Here is a 15,396-nt window from a genome sequence, read left to right as displayed (position 1 = left end):
TCACCACCTTGCGCCAGCCAATAGTGATTCCTCTGGACCGAGAAAGGGCCCAGGACATTGAAGACAGGACGCCCAGTCGATAGTGAGCAAGACGCTATCCTCGATGTGTTCATCGGAGTCGTGTTCGATCCGGTTTTAGTTGGAGATTCTCCGGTCACGGCCCGGTGATTCGAAATGTTATCCATGGAGAGGTGAGAGCCAAATGAAGGTTTCCTTTTTTGTCGGACAAGTGCTGGTGTTTGGTTTGTTGCAGGTTCCTGCAGTTGTCGGTGCTACAGAGCCGACCGCTGAGCAAGACGAAGCGAACAAGAAGCCGGTGGAAGATAGCATCAGCCTGCACATGTCCTACTTGTTCGCGCCGTCTTACCGGAGGCTTAAACCGGTCATGCTTGCCGAGCCAAAGGACGCATCGGACTGGGGCCGGATGCGATCAGAAGCATTGTTGTTGGCAGAAGGTGGTGGGAGTCTGCTTCGGCGGCGTTCGTCCAATGCGTTCAAACCGAAGGCAAAACAGAACTGGCCAGAGAACAGCATTGCCGTCAAGAAACATGCAACAGCGTTGTATCGTGCGGCGAAAGAGAAAGACTTTGCGGCCGCCAAACGCGGTTATCTTTTGATGACCGCCAGTTGTAACGCTTGCCATCAATCAGAGGTGTCAATTGGTAGTCCGCCGATCCTGACGCCGCTTGGTCACGGGATCACAGATAAGTGAATCGTGCCCGGGAACCTTTTTCAAAACGTGTTGACCGTGCGGCCCACGGCAGGTTACGCTTGTCATTGTTGGAGTTAGTTTCTGTCGCTGCATGATGAGGATAGCACGTTCGCGTGGCATTGCACGGGTTCGCACGCATGCTTGGTTCAACCAGGTTGGCATCAAGGAGAGGCTTATTGTGACCGAGACTGACATTTCTGGATACCGTTACTCCGAATCGGAATGCGGGTGCGTGCATTCGTACCTGTTGCCTGCGATCGAAAAGGCATTGAGTGACTTTCAAATCGAGCCATCAACGGCCTTTGACCTTGGTTGCGGCAATGGTGCTGTCGCAAGCTGGTTGGACCAAAAGGGGTTCACTGTCAGTGGCGTTGATCCCTCAGAGACGGGCATTGCTGCGGCCAATGCCGCTCACCCGTCAATCAATTTGAAGGTTGGGTCTGCTTATGATCCGCTGCATGAGACCTTTGGCAGCTTTTCGTTGTTGACTAGTCTCGAGGTGGTTGAACACGTGTATGCTCCGCGAGACTACGCGAAGTGCGTTTACAATCTTCTGTCGCCCGGTGGGTACGCGCTGATTTCGACTCCGTACCATGGGTATTGCAAGAATCTTGCGCTCGCCCTGACAGGCAAAATGGATAAGCACTTTACGGCTCTTTGGGATCATGGTCACATCAAATTTTGGTCCCCCAAGACTCTCACACAGCTGCTAACTGAGGCTGGTCTGACCGTCGAACGCATTGATCGAGTTGGACGCATCCCGCAACTCGCCAAAACAATGCTTGCCATTGTGCGGAGAAGCAACTAGCTGCGAAGTGCATGAGAGCCCCCAGTTCAGGCGTTTTGAGCATGGGCAATCGCTCGTTGCCGTATGGTCTGTTTTGATCTTACGTTGTCCCACGCGACTCTATCGGACCAATCTGTTGACGAAACCTTAGTGGTTTTGCAGATTTTGTCGTGCAATCGAGGATCCAGATTCAAGAAATCCGTTGCGTCGGATCGGCACGGAAAATGGGGCAGCGAGGCCCTAAAGGACATCGCGATGGACGCTGTGTTAACGCTTTAGGCAGCGTGTGGTTTCATGGGGAGGGATGTCATCTGTCGCTCTGCATTGATAATGCGTCTCGGGTATGTTGGTACAGAGGGCTGGATAAGCTAACCTCCTGGTTGTCTCTGCGATCGATTTCGCTCCCCATTCCTATCAAATACGTCATGAAACTAGCTCACACCATCATCGCCGTCAGCGCACTCTTGTTGTGTTCGCCAGTCTTGTTAGCGGAAGACACGTTTCGGCCGCTGGACACTCGCACTCGGTGCATTGTGCTGTTCCGAAAGTGCCTCGTTCTGATCGACAAACAGGACGTGGAGGGAGTCTTTGAACACATTGCTGATGGTCAGGCGTCTGGATTCAAGCTGTATCCCGATTTGGATTCGGTTTCGCCGGACTTGAAGGAGGAACTTGAAGATGTCAATAGATTCTTGACTAAGAACTTTAGGTCAGCTTCGTTGGTTAATCAGTCATTCAATGAGCTCCAGTTCGCTGATCTGGTGACGGCCGAGGAACTCGTTTCTGTCACCAAGGCGTCGGTCACCAAGGCGTTCGGCGATGGCAAAGCGGAAGCAAAGCTGCACTCGATCAAGATAAAGATCAAGGTGCCCGATTCAGACCGTCATGAAATCGGTAAGCTGCGGTTCGTTCAGTTGGCCGACAAAATCTACTGGGTTCCATTTGGTTGGTAGGCAATCAGCTGACAGCGAGCAATCTCTTAAGGCGGCGCGGCGGAACTGGCTAACAGCGTGGATCGTCGTCGCCTGGTGATGCCGTCGTTGTGTGTTTTAAGTCCCATTAATCAGCGAGTTTACATCATGAATCGTTTTCCGAGACAAACTGCAATGCTTGCCATCGCCGTGTTTGGTTCAGCATTGTTTACTTTTGCCCTGTTTGGTTCAGCACGGTTGATGGCTGAGGACAAGACCGACGAATCGACGAAAGTGACCGCCACGGTGACGCTGCCAAAGGAACTTGCGTCGTTCACCGACCGTACGCTTGAGCTTCGGCTGTACGAGTATGATCCGCTGTTGGCTGATGTTGGTGCCGATCTCGTTGAGAAGATTTCGAAAGACCCGTTCTCTCATTCCGAGGGAAAAGCGACGGAGTTGAAAATTGAAATTGGTGCCAAGGGAAAAGTCAAGCCACGCCGCAGATACTACCTGACGACGTTCGTTCTCGATGGAGATTCGCGGACTCATCTGGGAGAGAAGGACGGCAAGCCAGGACTTTGTCAAGTCATTTCGGACGGTCATCCGCGGAAGGTGAAGATCGTTGTTCGATCTGTTCGCTGAACGAGCGGCGTAAGCTCCGCCAGTTGTTAGGATCTGGCGCGGCTCTATGTGACAACAGACGCGAGACAAGGAAAACTCCGTCATCAAACACTCGATTCGATTCGTTGTTGACGGAGAGACCAGTGAGAGTCTCAGGGGACAGTCTGGACAGTTGATGAGCCTGTCGGAGTCTGGCTCTTCTCCGAGTTACTTGCCAAGCAGTGTTACAGACCAAGCAGTGTTACAGACCAAGCAGTGTTACAGACCAAGCGGTGATGACAGACCTGGCAACGTTAACGCGGGATGCTTGAATTGAGCCGGAGGGGCCTTGGGGAGGCTCCGCTTGGCTTTGGTTTGGGAAATCGCGGAAAAGGGTGTCCATGGAAGGGGAGTTTTGCGCGTTTAGTGAGTAGTAGGGTTTTGGATGTTGCGAGGAGCGAACTGGAACCATGAATCCTGCTGATGAGAATCAATGGCTGCGGGCCTGTAGATTGGCCTGACAAAGGATTTTGAACGGCTGATTGGAGCGACGATTTGTCTCGGGTCGTTCTGGGCTCAATCTGCGAAGGAATCTGGATCGATTTGGGCCTCGCCACCGGATCAGGAGTTAGGGTCCGGCATAAGAGCTGTAAACCGGGACGTCCCAGGCTGGCAGAACGACTCAAGGGACACTCCTCTGATTAGGCTTGTTGATTCGTGCAGACTTGAAAGGTGTTTCGTTTACTGGAATGCGGTTGCGTGAAGCATCAGAGACCGTCCTGATCGAGAGAATTTCCCCGTTGTGATTGAGTTTTGCGTTCGAAATCCTGTCAAAGTCGCCGTGACCATGATCGGCGTGGTGCTATTTGGTTGCATCGCGCTTTGGCAGATTCCGATTCAGCTGACACCGGAGGTGAAGAAGCCGACGATCTCGGTTTCGGTTGTGTGGCCAGGGGCAAGTCCATATGAGGTCGAGCATGAGATTGTCCAGAGTTTGGAGGAGCAGCTCAAAGACATCAAGGGCATGACAAAAATGACATCCTGGAGTCATTACTCCCAGGGGTCGGTCACGATGGAGTTTCCGGTTGGGACTGACATCACCCTTGCAATGCTTGAACTGAATTCGCGTATCAATCAACTGCGTGAATTCCCTGATGACGCATTCGAGCCGATCATTTCGACGGCCAATCTCTCTGACCGGCCGGTCTGCTGGTATGTTCTCAGTCCCCGTGTTCCTTCTGACGCGGAGCTTCGGGACTTTGTTCGGCGACACCCTCATTTGGACGCCGTCTGCCAACCGCTTTTGGACGCTCACAAATGGGATCTGCGGTTGTATCGGATCAATCAATTGTCAGGAGAATTTCCCGAGATTGGTGACCTTGTTGAGATTGCTGACATCAGGAAAACCAGGCGTTTCATCGATGAACATGTGAAGTCACGTTTTGATCGAGTTCGTGGTGTTGCCGATACGTTCTTGATGGGCGGTCAGGCCGAAGAGATGCAGGTGATCGTTGATCCGGAGCGACTCGCAGCTCGTGGGCTGACGATTGATGACTTACGTACCGCGCTGCGCAGCCGCAACAAGGACACATCCGGTGGTGAGATTTGGGATGGAAAACGTCGCTATGTTGTTCGGACACTCGGTCAGTTCTCGGCACCGACACAAATTGAACGCACGATCATTGCCACGCAGGATGATGTGACGACCTATGTCGGAGACGTAGCGAAGGTGCGGCTGGGTTACCGGCGGGCCACCGATTCGTATCGTCGCGGCGGAAGCGAATTGATCGGACTCGGAGTGCTTCCTGAAACCGGTTCCAATGTGTTGGAAATCGTTGACGAGTTGCGAGCCGTTTCGACAGAGCTCAATGAAGGGCTGCTTGCTCAGCGCGGGATGAAGCTCACTGAAGTCTGGAGCGACGCTGACTACATTGATTCGTCAGTAGGACTGGTCAAGCAGAATATCGTGATCGGTGGGATCCTTACCGTTTTGGTCTTGCTTGCTTTTCTGCGGAGTGCTCGTTCGACGATCGTCATCGCGATCGCTGTTCCCACCAGTATCGTTGGCACGTTTCTGATCTTGCGTTTGCTAGGTCGCTCCTTGAATGTTGTCAGTCTTGCCGGTCTAGCGTTTGCGGTTGGGATGATCGTTGACAACTCGGTGGTGGTCCTGGAGAACATCTATCGAAAATTCCAACGCGGAGCGACTCCGCGAGAGGCGGCAATCCAAGGCACGCGAGAGGTCTGGGGCGCTGTCCTGGCGTCTACGTTGACAACCTTGGCCGTCTTCGTTCCCGTTTTGTTTACTCAAGAGGAAGCCGGCCAGTTGTTTCGTGACATTGCCCTCGCGATCAGCGCCGCGGTGGGATTGTCATTGATTGTGTCCATCACGCTGATTCCGACGGCTTCGGCTCGGTTGTTAGCTTCGGGGCAGGATAGCGACCGTTCTGCGTCAAACACTGTTGTGGATCGTGCGGCAAAAGGGTTTGTTTGCTGGGTGGCCAATACAAATCAATGGCTACTGGCCAGTATGCTTCGTCGGCTGACAATTGTAACCGTGTTTGTTAGCGGTGCCCTTTTTGTTTGCTGGTGTCTGTTCCCAGATGTTGAATACTTGCCAGACGGAAACAAGGCTCGTGTGATGTGCAAGTTGCATCCGCCGCCTGGATACAACGTCGACAAGACAGAGGCCATTTCGCGGAAGCTCTTCGAGAAGTTTTTGCCGTACTGGGAGGTTGATCCTTCTTCGCCCGAGGCGCAGCAGCTTGATCTGCCAGCGCTAAGCGATCTACTTGTACGAGCTCAACCACACGAAGTGATGGTCCAGGTGCAAACGGAAGACCCGGCTAAAATTCGTCAGTGGATACCGGTTCTACAGTCTCTTTCGGCTGAGATCCCTGACATGCGTGGAAGCGCTTATCAGCTGAGCCTTTTCCCTGGCTCTTCACGCAAGATCGATATCGAATTAACAGGGCCAGATTTGGATGCGGTCATTCGTTTGGCCCAGCAGGTTCAGCAACGCATCGAAACCGCGATCCCTGACTCCAGAACTTCTGCGGTCCCGGGACTTTGGAATGCAAATCCGGAATTGCATGTGTTGCCCCACTGGGATCGGGTCGCTGAAGTAGGAATCAACGCGACGGAGCTGGGGTACATCGTGGATGCTCTGACGGACGGAGCGTTTGTGGCAGACTATACGACCGAGGGAGAGAAGATCGATCTGCGGATCATTGGCGATGGTAGTGATGCGTCCTATCTCCAGGATCTTGGCAATCGGACGGTTGTGACCCGAGACGCCAGTCTGGTAACACTGTCCTCGCTGGCAGAGTTCAAGATCAGCAGTGGTCCGCCGTCGATTCGTCACATTGAGCGACGCCGAGCGATCACCGTTGAAGTCCGTCCTCCTGATGGCGTCTCGCTGGGGCGAGCGTTGGAGGTGGTCCAGCGTGATGTAATCGATGTCATGAAAGCCGAGGGAGCACTCCCGGCCGGGTTACAAGTGTCTCTTGGCGGAACCGCGGACCGTCTTTCCGATTCCTGGCAAGCGATGCGGTTCAATCTGCTGTTAGCCTTAGTGATCACTTACTTGCTGATGGCGGGGCTGTTCGAATCGTGGGTCTATCCCCTGGTCATCATTTTGACAGTTCCCTTGGCGGCGGCAGGCGGAGTCGCTTGTCTTTGGTTGGCCAACTGGTGGACGGATCAACCGCTGGATATTATCACGATGTTGGGCTTCGTGATTCTGATTGGCACAGCAGTGAATAATGCTATCTTGATTGTCCATCATTCGATTGGCCACTTGAGCGCCGGGAAGCTGTCTTCCCAGGAAGCCGTTGTGGAGAGTGTTCGCAGTCGCATTCGGCCGATCTTTATGACCACCGGGACGACGGTGTTGGGGCTGTTTCCGCTGGTGGTGATGCCGGGTGCCGGCAGCGAGCTTTATCGAGGGCTTGGGTGTGTGGTCCTGGGCGGGTTGGTCGTTTCGACGATGTTGACGCTGTTCCTGGTTCCTAGCTTTTTCAGTCTTGTGATGGACGCGCGACAAGCAATGTCTCGCAAGTCGCTTTTAGCCGATCCGCCGATCCCTGTTGGAAATCATCTCAGTCCCCGTGAACAAGAGGCATCGGTGGCAAACCTGTCTGTCAGAGAATCGAATCTGTCATGAATTCAAATCCATCAAAAAGCTTCGGACACACGATGCAGCCGTTCGGTGTTTCCTGTTTCTGCCCGGCAAATGTTTGGCCTGTGCTGGGATTCGTGTACGGCGTGTTGATGTGCTCGTTGCCCGGCTGCGAGGCAACACCGACTGATAGCAGCGATGTGCCCGGCGTTGCTGCCACCTCACCTGCAACGGCGGTTCACGCTGAACCGGCGATCCGCGAAGAGGTTGTTTCGGAATCTATTTTGGTCGGAACCGTCAGTGCAATTCGTCGAAGTGTGGTTGGTAGCCCAGTCGATGGACGCGTGATTGCAGTGAACGTCGAGTCCGGTGACCTCGTTGCCGCCAACGAGGCTGAGGACGGCGTGTCACCTGCGGAGCCAATCGTAGAGTTGAGCGCGGAGACCATTGATGCAGAGATCGCTGCTGCGACGGCAGAACTGCAGCGTCTAGAGTACGAACTGGAGGAGCTTCGCAGCGGAAGCCGTCCTGAAGAAGTGGCCCGAGCGAAGGCAAATTGGGAGGCGTCCCAGGCGATCTTAGAGCTTGCCGATGCACGGCTGATGCGAAGTGAAAGTCTCAAGATCCGTAACGCGGCGTCCGGTGATGAATACGAATCCGCGGAGTCAGTGGCCGAGGCGGCAAGGCAGAAACTGGTGGCGTCCAAGGCGGATCATGATCTAATCATCGCTGGTCCCCGCCGGGAACAGATCGCTCAATCGGTCGCGAAAGTTGAAAAGCAAAAGCAAGAAGTCGCTCATCTGAACATTCTGCGGTCCTACCACACCATCGAGGCACCGTTTGCTGGTCACGTTGTCCAGAAACACACCGAAGTGGGCCAGTGGGTCAACCGTGGCGATCCTGTCGCCGAGGTTGTTTCTCTGGATCCCATTGATGTCGTAGTGCATGTTCCGGAGTCGCTTGTCAATGAGCTCAGGGCAGGAGATATTGTGCCGCTTTGGATAGCGGCCCTTCCCAATGGGGAGCGGACTCTTGAAGGGAAGATTCAAGGGATCGGGCCGAGTGCTGATCAGCGGGCGAGGACGTTCCCGGTTCGGATTCGTCTGCAGAACCCACAGCACGATGGAGTCTATTTGCTTCGCGACGGCATGCAGGCCAGGGCAACCGTTTATGGCGCGAAACGTTCCGCCATCACCGTCTCCAAAGACGCTCTGGTGCTGGGTGGACCCACGCCGGTGGTGATGGTTGTCAGCGAGTCGGAAGGTGGGAAAACGGTTGCGACGAAGGTTGAAGTAGCGATCGGAATTGCGCACGAGAGCTCCGTTGAGGTACTCGGTGACATTCAGGAAGGGCAGCACGTGATTATCGAAGGCAATGAACGCTTGCAGTCCGGGACAGAAGTCCGTTTGTTGAACTAGACGCTGCGAATCTTCGTCAGTATGAGTCGGTGCTATGGAAGACGCTTGGTGGTTGTGCAGGACGGGGCGTCGCGAATTCAGCTAGCTGGAGCGATCGCGTCATTGCTTTACTGGGCAAAGCGTATGACCGTCCAATCGTTCCAGGAAGTGGCCAAGAGATAGTGAGGTGGCCTGGGGTTTGGGGGCCACCTCAGCGAACTTGAATGCGTCGATGCAGAAAAGCTGGAACTGTTTTCGCCTGCGGAGCGATGGGAGGGAAAGGCGTTCGTTATGCTTGAGGGAGTTGAGGTTTACAGCTGTGTGTTGCACGAACAGGGAGAATAGAGATGAGTCAGTTGGTTCGAGGTCTGTGCTGGGGCCTGTTGGTTGTTGCCAGTCAGTCAATGCTTTCCCATGGACTGTTGGGGCAGGCGATGTTCTGCCAAGCGGATGAACCGGAAACAAAGTCCACGAAGTCCCTCGCGGAGCTAAACGCTTACTGGGCCGAGGTGTCTCGCAGTGTTGGAGAAGGAGATTTTGAAGGTTACACGGCGACCTGTCACACCGAGGGCGTGCTGGTCTCCGGTGTGAAGCAGACAAGCTATCCACTAACGCAGGCCTTGCAGCGATGGAAGTCCGGGTTCGATGCGACGCGGGCCAAACGCATGAAGGCCTCCGTGCAGTTTCGTTTCTCACAGCGTTTGCATGACGACACGACCGCTCATGAGACGGGGATCTTTCGTTACACCAGCACGGGCGAGGGCGATGAGGAGGTGGTTCAATACGTCAACTTTGAGGGTTTGCTGCGTAAGACAGCGACGGGTTGGAAGATCGTCATGGAGTACCAAAAGTCGATGGCCTCTGAGGAGGACTGGAACGCGCTGTCTGAACCAGACTCAGCGAGTGAATGAAGCGCCGTCGCAACGCCCGGTCTGGCAGAGCTTGCCATTCAACTGGGGAGTGTTTCGGCTCGGCTTGTTATCAAAGTTTCAGCCGCAGGTCGTCACAGGGCTGATTGAGATTCTCGCTCGGGGGAAGCAAATGCCGCGATCATGATGCCGTGCTTGCCGAAGTCTGTTCTCGGTCGCCAAATTGCACGCATCCTGTCGTCGGTCATTGGGCACAGTGTTCGCTCAGGCAGTGTTCGCTCAGGCAGTGTTCGCTCAGGCAGTGTTCGCTCAGGCAGTGTTCGCTCAGGCAGTGTTTTCTAATGCAGTGTGGTATCATGTGCGGTTTGCCGATGCAATGTGCTTTGCATTTGCCGCGACTCTAGACACGAGGTGGTTGTTCTGATGACAAAGCAAGGTCTGAAACGTTTGGTGACGCTCCCCTCGGAGATTCATGCTTCGGCGATTGTGAACCTGTTGGAAGATAACGGGGTCAAGGCGATGGCCGTTGGCGGATTCACCTCGGGGTTCAAGGCGGAGGCTCCGGGCTTTGTGGACGTGATGGTACTGCAGAGCGATTGGGTGGCGGCCAGTGGAGTGCTAACAGGTTTGGACGCTGCGGATCCTTTGGCCGGAGTCGTCGCTGGGGGCATCGCTGACCAGACTGAAGCGATGGCTAGTGCTGGCGTTGATGGGAGCGTCGCATCCGAGAGGCGTCAAAATCTGATTAGCGCGATCATCGCCGGATTGATGCTGCTGTGTCTGCTGACGCTGCTGATTGGACTGTTGCTGTAACATGGTTGCTGGGGTCAGCTGAAAGGTGGCGTGGCGAGGAATTTGTTTTCGTTCGGTTTGCGTCATGATCATGCTGGCATGTTCGTCAGCGGTGGTCGTTTGGCGGGTTGTTGAGGAACGTCTTGGTTGGGGCTTCGCACGGGAAATCGGCCGGGCGGAAGCATGGTGTAGACGGCCGATTTGCCAAAGTTTTTCTGTGGTCGGTTGAGTCATCGGGTAAGATCTTGGCGGCTGATAGCGTCAATCAGTCATTGGCAGCTAGAGGTAAAGAGCTTTGTCAAACGATCAGCATGGATCGGACCGTCATTGAAAGGTTTTCTAGCATGGAAGATGCCGCCCACGACGCGATTGAGACGATCGCGTCCTCAGCGCCGGATTCTTGGATCGCGCGGTTGCAGGGGAATCAAGTTACCCGTGATGAAGCGATTGAGGAGCTGCGTAGGATTCTCTTGCGTGGCTTGTCGAAATCGTTCGGTGCTGGCAATTCGGTTGGAATGCACTTGGAGGACGTTGTTCAAGAAGCGTTGCTAAAAGTGCTTGAATCGCTCCAACAGTTTCAAGGCCGCAGTCGATTCACGACCTGGGCGATGACCATTGCAACGCGGATTGCCATTAGCAAACGTCGTCGCAAGCATTTTGCAGATGTCTCGTTGGACTCATTGAGCCGCGATCGCGGAACAACGTTTGACGTGACTTCGGTTGAACAGTCTCCAGCCGAGGTTGTGGATCAACAGGGCATGATTGCTGTCCTTCAGCAACTGATCGATGAAGTGTTGACGGATCGGCAGCGTGTCGCGATTCGTGCCTTGCTTGACGGCTTGCCAGTTGAAGTGATCGCGGCAAAGACCGATAGTAATCGGAACAGCGTCTACAAACTGATTCACGACGCAAAACTGAAACTTCGGTCTGGTTTAGAAGCCGCTGGTGTCGCCAGTGACGACTTGAATTTTGGAACCCACTGAGCGGAGCCTTATGATGAGCAAACTTACTGAACAGCAGCGGGCTCAGCTTTTACAGATGGTTCGTGATGCGAAGCAGGACTGCCTGGATTGCGATGGCTGCTTTGAGCATTTGGCCGAGTTCACGGAACTGGAATTGCTGGGGCAACCGATTCCCGAGGCGATGCAGATTGTCCAGTTGCATCTTGAACAGTGTCCCTGTTGTCAAGCTGAGCACAGCATGTTAATCGATGCCCTGCAGGCCATCGATGCAGAGGATTGATTTCGGCGTTTTGCCGGAAGGGGCTCGCAGCGCGATTGCGTCTGTATTGGGCTATTGAACACCGGCAGCAGAGCCGACTTTGTCGCCGGCTTGTTTCCACTGGGCTCTTAGTTGGTGACTGAGTTTGGTGACCAGAGCAGGGTGCTCAGCGGCAATGTTCGTGGTTTCTAGCGGATCGGTTTCGTGATCATAAAGCTCTGCATAGAGAGCTTCCGAGTCACGATCGCGATGGTCAAGCCAAAGCACCAATCGATAGCGATCGGTGCGCATGGTGTAACCCATCAGATGTTTTTCAAACAGTTCGCGGTCCCAGGAGGATCCCTGCTGTTTGATGATGCGTTGCTCGACGTCCGAGATCAGCGGGCCAAACCAAGTTTCTCGCATGGCGTCTGAGAGCGGGTTGGCTGCCCATTCGCGTAGTGCGGGATTAGGGTACTGGCTGTAGGCGGCCTGTTTCCAGGTCTGATCGGGATCATTCAATAGCGGGACAAAGCTTTTGCCTTCCACGTGCTGGGGACAGGGCACGCCTGATAGTTGGCAAAGAGTGGGGTAGATATCGACCAGTTCAACCAATGCGTCGGTGCCTTTGCCGCGTGTCTTCATGTTGGGCGTCCAGATCAACAGGGGAACGCGCGTCGCGATTTCATAGTTGGTGGCTTTTCCCCAGATGCCCATGTCGCCGAGGTGCCAGCCATGATCGCCCCAGACAATGATGATGGTGTTCTCACGTAGCCCTTGTTGTTCGAGAGCATCGATCAGCAGTCCAATCTGAGCATCGACATAGCTAACGCAGGCGAGGTAGGCATGCTTGAGTGTCCTTGCGAGCGGTTTGGGGAGGTCGCCGTGCTTGGGGATTCCATAGCGAGTCCGCAGCTCAAATGAGGCGTGCAGCCCCATTGCGGCTCCCGCTGTTGGCCCAATGGGTTGTGCGGACATCGGGATCTGTTTTGGATCGTACAAGTCCCAGTATTTGCTGGGGGCGGTCCAGTTCAGGTGAGGCCGATGAAATCCCATCGCGAGGAAGAATGGTTTCTTCGGATCCATTGCCATCTCCTTCATCGTCGCGATGGCCATTTGCGTGTTGTAACCGTCGTTGTAGGCATGGTCTGGCACATCTGCATTCTCGTATGCGGGCCCCTGTGCTAGGCCGCGTTTGGCTTGGTCGCCGTACTTGGCGATCATCGCTTTCAAGTTGCTGGCTTTTAGTTGGTTGTTTTTAGGCAGAGCATAGGGGCCGTTCGGCCGGGGAAGACCAGGGACTTTTCGAACCGCAGTGCGACTCCATGATTGCGCGTCATCCGTATCGCCACGGTGGAAGATTTTGCCGCAGTAAGCCGTTTCATATCCGTGCTGGATCAAGTGCTGCGGCAGCGTGACAATTTGGGGTTGCAGATCGCGCAGGGCAACGTAGTTATGGTACAAGCCGGTGGTGTCAGGCCGTGCTCCTGTCATCAGACTGGCTCGGGAGGGACGGCAGATTGCTTGTTGGCAATAGGCGCGGTGAAAGAGCAATCCGTCATCAGCCAGCGCATCCAAGTTTGGGCTCTGGGCAATCGGAGACCCATAGCATCCGAGTTCGGGACGCAGGTCGTCAACGGCAATGAACAGGATATTGGGACGCTGTTCCGCAGCGACCAGTCCCGCCCACATGGCGATCACGATGGGAACAATGAACAGATGACTCAGTCGAGAGGCAGGCGGATTATTCATATCCGAGTGGTTTACCCAGTTGATAAAGAGCGCGGATGGCTTGTGCGTCCAGAGCGGAATCCAGTAGCAACATGTCGTCGATTTTACCGTTCAAGTTTCGAACGGCGAACCATGGTGAATTGCGAAAGGGCTGTCCCCAATTGCCAAGTTCGGCGCCGCCGATACGCAACGTTTGGGGGACAAACTTCTGGGGGATGGTTTCTTCGCCAACGAGTTCACCGTTGACGTACTGGGACACCTTGCGTCCGTCCAGGTCATAGACAGCGGCCAAATGGATCCAGCGATCACGCATGGAATCATTCCATACGGGTTTGGTGAAATAGACACGGTGCAGGCCAGCGTCGGTCACGGGTTTGTCTTCAAAGCGAGTGTTCACCTTGATCTCTTGAGTGTCATCGACCATCACAGAGAACATCAAGCTGCCGTCGTTGCGAATTTGCCAGTGTGGCTCGCCATTTTCATAACCGTCGGCCATGAACAGGGCGTTGTACAGATTGTCTAGGCGATTGATGTTGACCCAGCAAGTGAAACTGAACGCCGAGAATTCTCCGTCAATGCGTGTGCGGACGCGAGAACCGGGCGATGAAAAGTCCAAGGCTGAAGACAGGGCAGGGAAGCGGCCATCATCAACTTGGACAGGTCCCACAATTTGTCCATCATTGAGCGAACCGGTGGGGCCGACATTCTGAACGGTGCGTCCCTGAATACATGACGTGATCGGGTAATAGGCGATCAAGTCGTCGCGGGCTGCGATGCTTTGAGTGGCTGATTGCCATCGTAGCCAATGCGAAGCCAAGGCGTCTTGGTACTTCAGTTGCAACTGCTTGGTGGTAAGGATCGATTCAAGGGCTGAATCAGTGGGTTGATCATGAGTCAGGCTTCGTCGTTGTCCGGTTAGCAAGTGGGTTCCGTCCAGCTGGCCACCGTCGATACGAATCTCGCCATCAATGACTTGCACGTCGGCGTTGCGATCGGAGACCACGACGGCAAATTCGGTTCCCAGGTCAACGATCTGTGTCTCGGCAGCATTGACTTTAAAGCCACGAGCCGCTGGGGGGACGGAAGCTCGCAAGCGACCGGTGTGCAAGGTGACCTCCCAGTCAGAGACAATGTCCAGGTCGGCGGGGCCTTCGATGACAACGCTGGCACCACAAAAGAAATCAATCTCGGCGACCCCGGCCGCGAATTGAAGTTTGCCTTGCGGCAGAACCTGGCCATCTTGAAATGGCGACTGCTGGTCCGTCCAGTTGATGTTTAGAGAACGACGCAGCGTGGCATGTCCGGATAACAGCGTTTCTGTTGAGTTGCCGGTCAGTCGGTTGCTGGTCGATGCATTCCAGCCTGCAAAGTAGGCGAGACTGGCGATGCAAAAGGCTAGTCCAGTTGCGAGCGCTAACTTCACCGGCCAACGTATCGCAGTTGCCGAGGGAGGCAGTGCTGGGGTGGGCAAGAACGAGCCGTTGTCGTCGCTCGCGGATTGTGAGGCAGCTGACAGAAACGCAGCCTGCTCCCTGATCGCCTGATGCAAATTGTTCGCACGCAGGTAAGCCAAACGCAGTTCAGCATCGTGAAGCATGGCATCCTGGAGACGCGCAAAGTCGGCTTCACTGATTCTGCCATCAAGTGCAGCATCGATGAGTTCGTGGGGGGCGGCTGTCATTGGCTTGCCTGGACGGTGATCCGATCTTGAACGCAAAGGAGCAGTTGTTTTCTCAGCCCATTCAGGACGGTGTAAAGCCGGCGCGGCTTCTGTCCCGTTTGGCGGGCCACGTCGGCAACGGATTGACCTGGCGAGTGCACGCTGAGGACAAGTTGTCGTTGACGTGGCGGAAGCTTTTGTAGGCAGGCCTGAACCGCTTGCCGCTCGGATTCCAAACGGTCCCATTCGTCGTGGACGGTGTCCGCCAACAGATGCACCAATTCCTCTTGAAAGACCAGTCGATCACGAGCTCGATCACGCTGCCAGGAAAGGACTTTGTAGCGAGCAATCACGTTCGCCCAGCGGACAAATTCTTCCGGCTCGTCGGGATCGCCTTGGCCGGTGAAGGTTTCGAACTTATTCCAGCACTCGATGGCGGTCTCTTGCATCACGTCATCAACGGCGTCGCTTGAATGCATGAGCATGGCGATGAACCGGCGAATCTGCTGGTCATAGCGGGCAAGCAGGGAGACGAAGGTTGCGTAATCGTCTTGCCGGTCATGGTTAGGGGTGTCGGCCATCAACCTGGGGCGTTTCGGAGGAAGATTCTGTGA

14 protein-coding genes and 1 pseudogene are annotated in these 15,396 nt (G+C 54.7%); 12 read left to right on the top strand and 3 right to left on the bottom strand.

Going from position 1 to position 15,396, the window contains the following annotated elements; translation table 11 throughout:
* Positions 1-202 precede the first annotated feature (202 nt).
* The 12 genes and pseudogenes from SV7mr_RS12430 (at position 203) to SV7mr_RS12380 (ending at position 11,433) form a co-directional block, all read left to right on the top strand.
* Positions 203-712, top strand: coding sequence for a cytochrome c (locus tag SV7mr_RS12430; protein ID WP_145272446.1), 510 nt, complete (start codon positions 203-205; stop codon positions 710-712).
* A 178-nt stretch (positions 713-890) separates the two neighbouring features.
* Positions 891-1,520, top strand: a complete 630-nt coding sequence (locus SV7mr_RS12425; RefSeq protein ID WP_473163634.1) for a class I SAM-dependent methyltransferase — start codon at positions 891-893, stop codon at positions 1,518-1,520.
* A 404-nt stretch (positions 1,521-1,924) separates the two neighbouring features.
* Entirely contained in the window at positions 1,925-2,452 is a 528-nt protein-coding gene (locus SV7mr_RS12420) for a hypothetical protein (RefSeq protein WP_145272444.1), read from the top strand.
* 153 nt (positions 2,453-2,605) lie between these two features.
* Positions 2,606-3,055 (top strand): hypothetical protein, encoded by a 450-nt coding sequence (locus SV7mr_RS12415; RefSeq protein ID WP_145272442.1) that lies wholly within the window; start codon positions 2,606-2,608, stop codon positions 3,053-3,055.
* A gap of 760 nt (positions 3,056-3,815) precedes the next feature.
* Entirely contained in the window at positions 3,816-7,178 is a 3,363-nt protein-coding gene (locus SV7mr_RS12410; RefSeq protein ID WP_145272440.1) for an efflux RND transporter permease subunit, read from the top strand.
* Positions 7,175-8,551 (top strand): efflux RND transporter periplasmic adaptor subunit, encoded by a 1,377-nt coding sequence (locus SV7mr_RS12405; RefSeq protein WP_145272438.1) that lies wholly within the window; start codon positions 7,175-7,177, stop codon positions 8,549-8,551. The genes SV7mr_RS12410 and SV7mr_RS12405 overlap by 4 nt, the downstream gene beginning before the upstream one ends.
* 326 nt (positions 8,552-8,877) lie before the next feature.
* Positions 8,878-9,441: a hypothetical protein gene (locus SV7mr_RS12400; protein ID WP_145272436.1), complete on the top strand. Its 564-nt coding sequence runs from the start codon at positions 8,878-8,880 to the stop codon at positions 9,439-9,441.
* A gap of 149 nt (positions 9,442-9,590) precedes the next feature.
* Positions 9,591-9,734, top strand: a pseudogene (locus SV7mr_RS25340) (pentapeptide repeat-containing protein); the annotation flags it as partial.
* On the top strand, positions 9,671-9,823 hold the full coding sequence (locus SV7mr_RS25335) for a hypothetical protein (protein WP_419187314.1): 153 nt from the start codon (positions 9,671-9,673) through the stop codon (positions 9,821-9,823). The pseudogene SV7mr_RS25340 and the gene SV7mr_RS25335, both read left to right, overlap by 64 nt.
* The gene (locus SV7mr_RS12390; RefSeq protein WP_145272432.1) at positions 9,823-10,212 is read left to right on the top strand and encodes a putative signal transducing protein; all 390 of its coding nucleotides are present in this window, start codon (positions 9,823-9,825) and stop codon (positions 10,210-10,212) included. Before SV7mr_RS25335 ends, SV7mr_RS12390 begins: the two co-directional genes overlap by 1 nt.
* 323 nt (positions 10,213-10,535) lie before the next feature.
* Positions 10,536-11,174 carry an RNA polymerase sigma factor gene (locus tag SV7mr_RS12385; RefSeq protein WP_145272429.1) on the top strand — a complete coding sequence of 213 codons (639 nt, stop codon included), beginning with the start codon at positions 10,536-10,538 and terminating at the stop codon, positions 11,172-11,174.
* 10 nt (positions 11,175-11,184) lie between these two features.
* The gene (locus tag SV7mr_RS12380; protein ID WP_419187313.1) at positions 11,185-11,433 is read left to right on the top strand and encodes a hypothetical protein; all 249 of its coding nucleotides are present in this window, start codon (positions 11,185-11,187) and stop codon (positions 11,431-11,433) included.
* A gap of 51 nt (positions 11,434-11,484) precedes the next feature.
* Here the strand turns inward: SV7mr_RS12380 and SV7mr_RS12375 are convergent, their stop codons facing one another.
* The 3 genes from SV7mr_RS12375 to SV7mr_RS12365 are packed head-to-tail and all read right to left on the bottom strand — an operon-like array spanning position 11,485 to position 15,363.
* A complete protein-coding gene (locus tag SV7mr_RS12375) occupies positions 11,485-13,083 on the bottom strand; it encodes a sulfatase (RefSeq protein ID WP_145278374.1) in 1,599 nt (532 codons plus the stop codon).
* A 52-nt stretch (positions 13,084-13,135) separates the two neighbouring features.
* Entirely contained in the window at positions 13,136-14,803 is a 1,668-nt protein-coding gene (locus SV7mr_RS12370; protein ID WP_145272427.1) for a LamG-like jellyroll fold domain-containing protein, read from the bottom strand.
* Positions 14,800-15,363 (bottom strand): sigma-70 family RNA polymerase sigma factor, encoded by a 564-nt coding sequence (locus SV7mr_RS12365; RefSeq protein WP_145272425.1) that lies wholly within the window; start codon positions 15,361-15,363, stop codon positions 14,800-14,802. The genes SV7mr_RS12370 and SV7mr_RS12365 overlap by 4 nt, the downstream gene beginning before the upstream one ends.
* Positions 15,364-15,396: the final 33 nt, after the last annotated feature.

The sequence above is a fragment of the Stieleria bergensis genome (assembly GCA_007745635.1).
Classification (GTDB): Bacteria; Planctomycetota; Planctomycetia; order Pirellulales; family Pirellulaceae; genus Stieleria; species Stieleria bergensis.
Note: the sequence above shows the minus strand (reverse complement) of the source record. Positions and strands in the feature narration are given on the sequence as shown.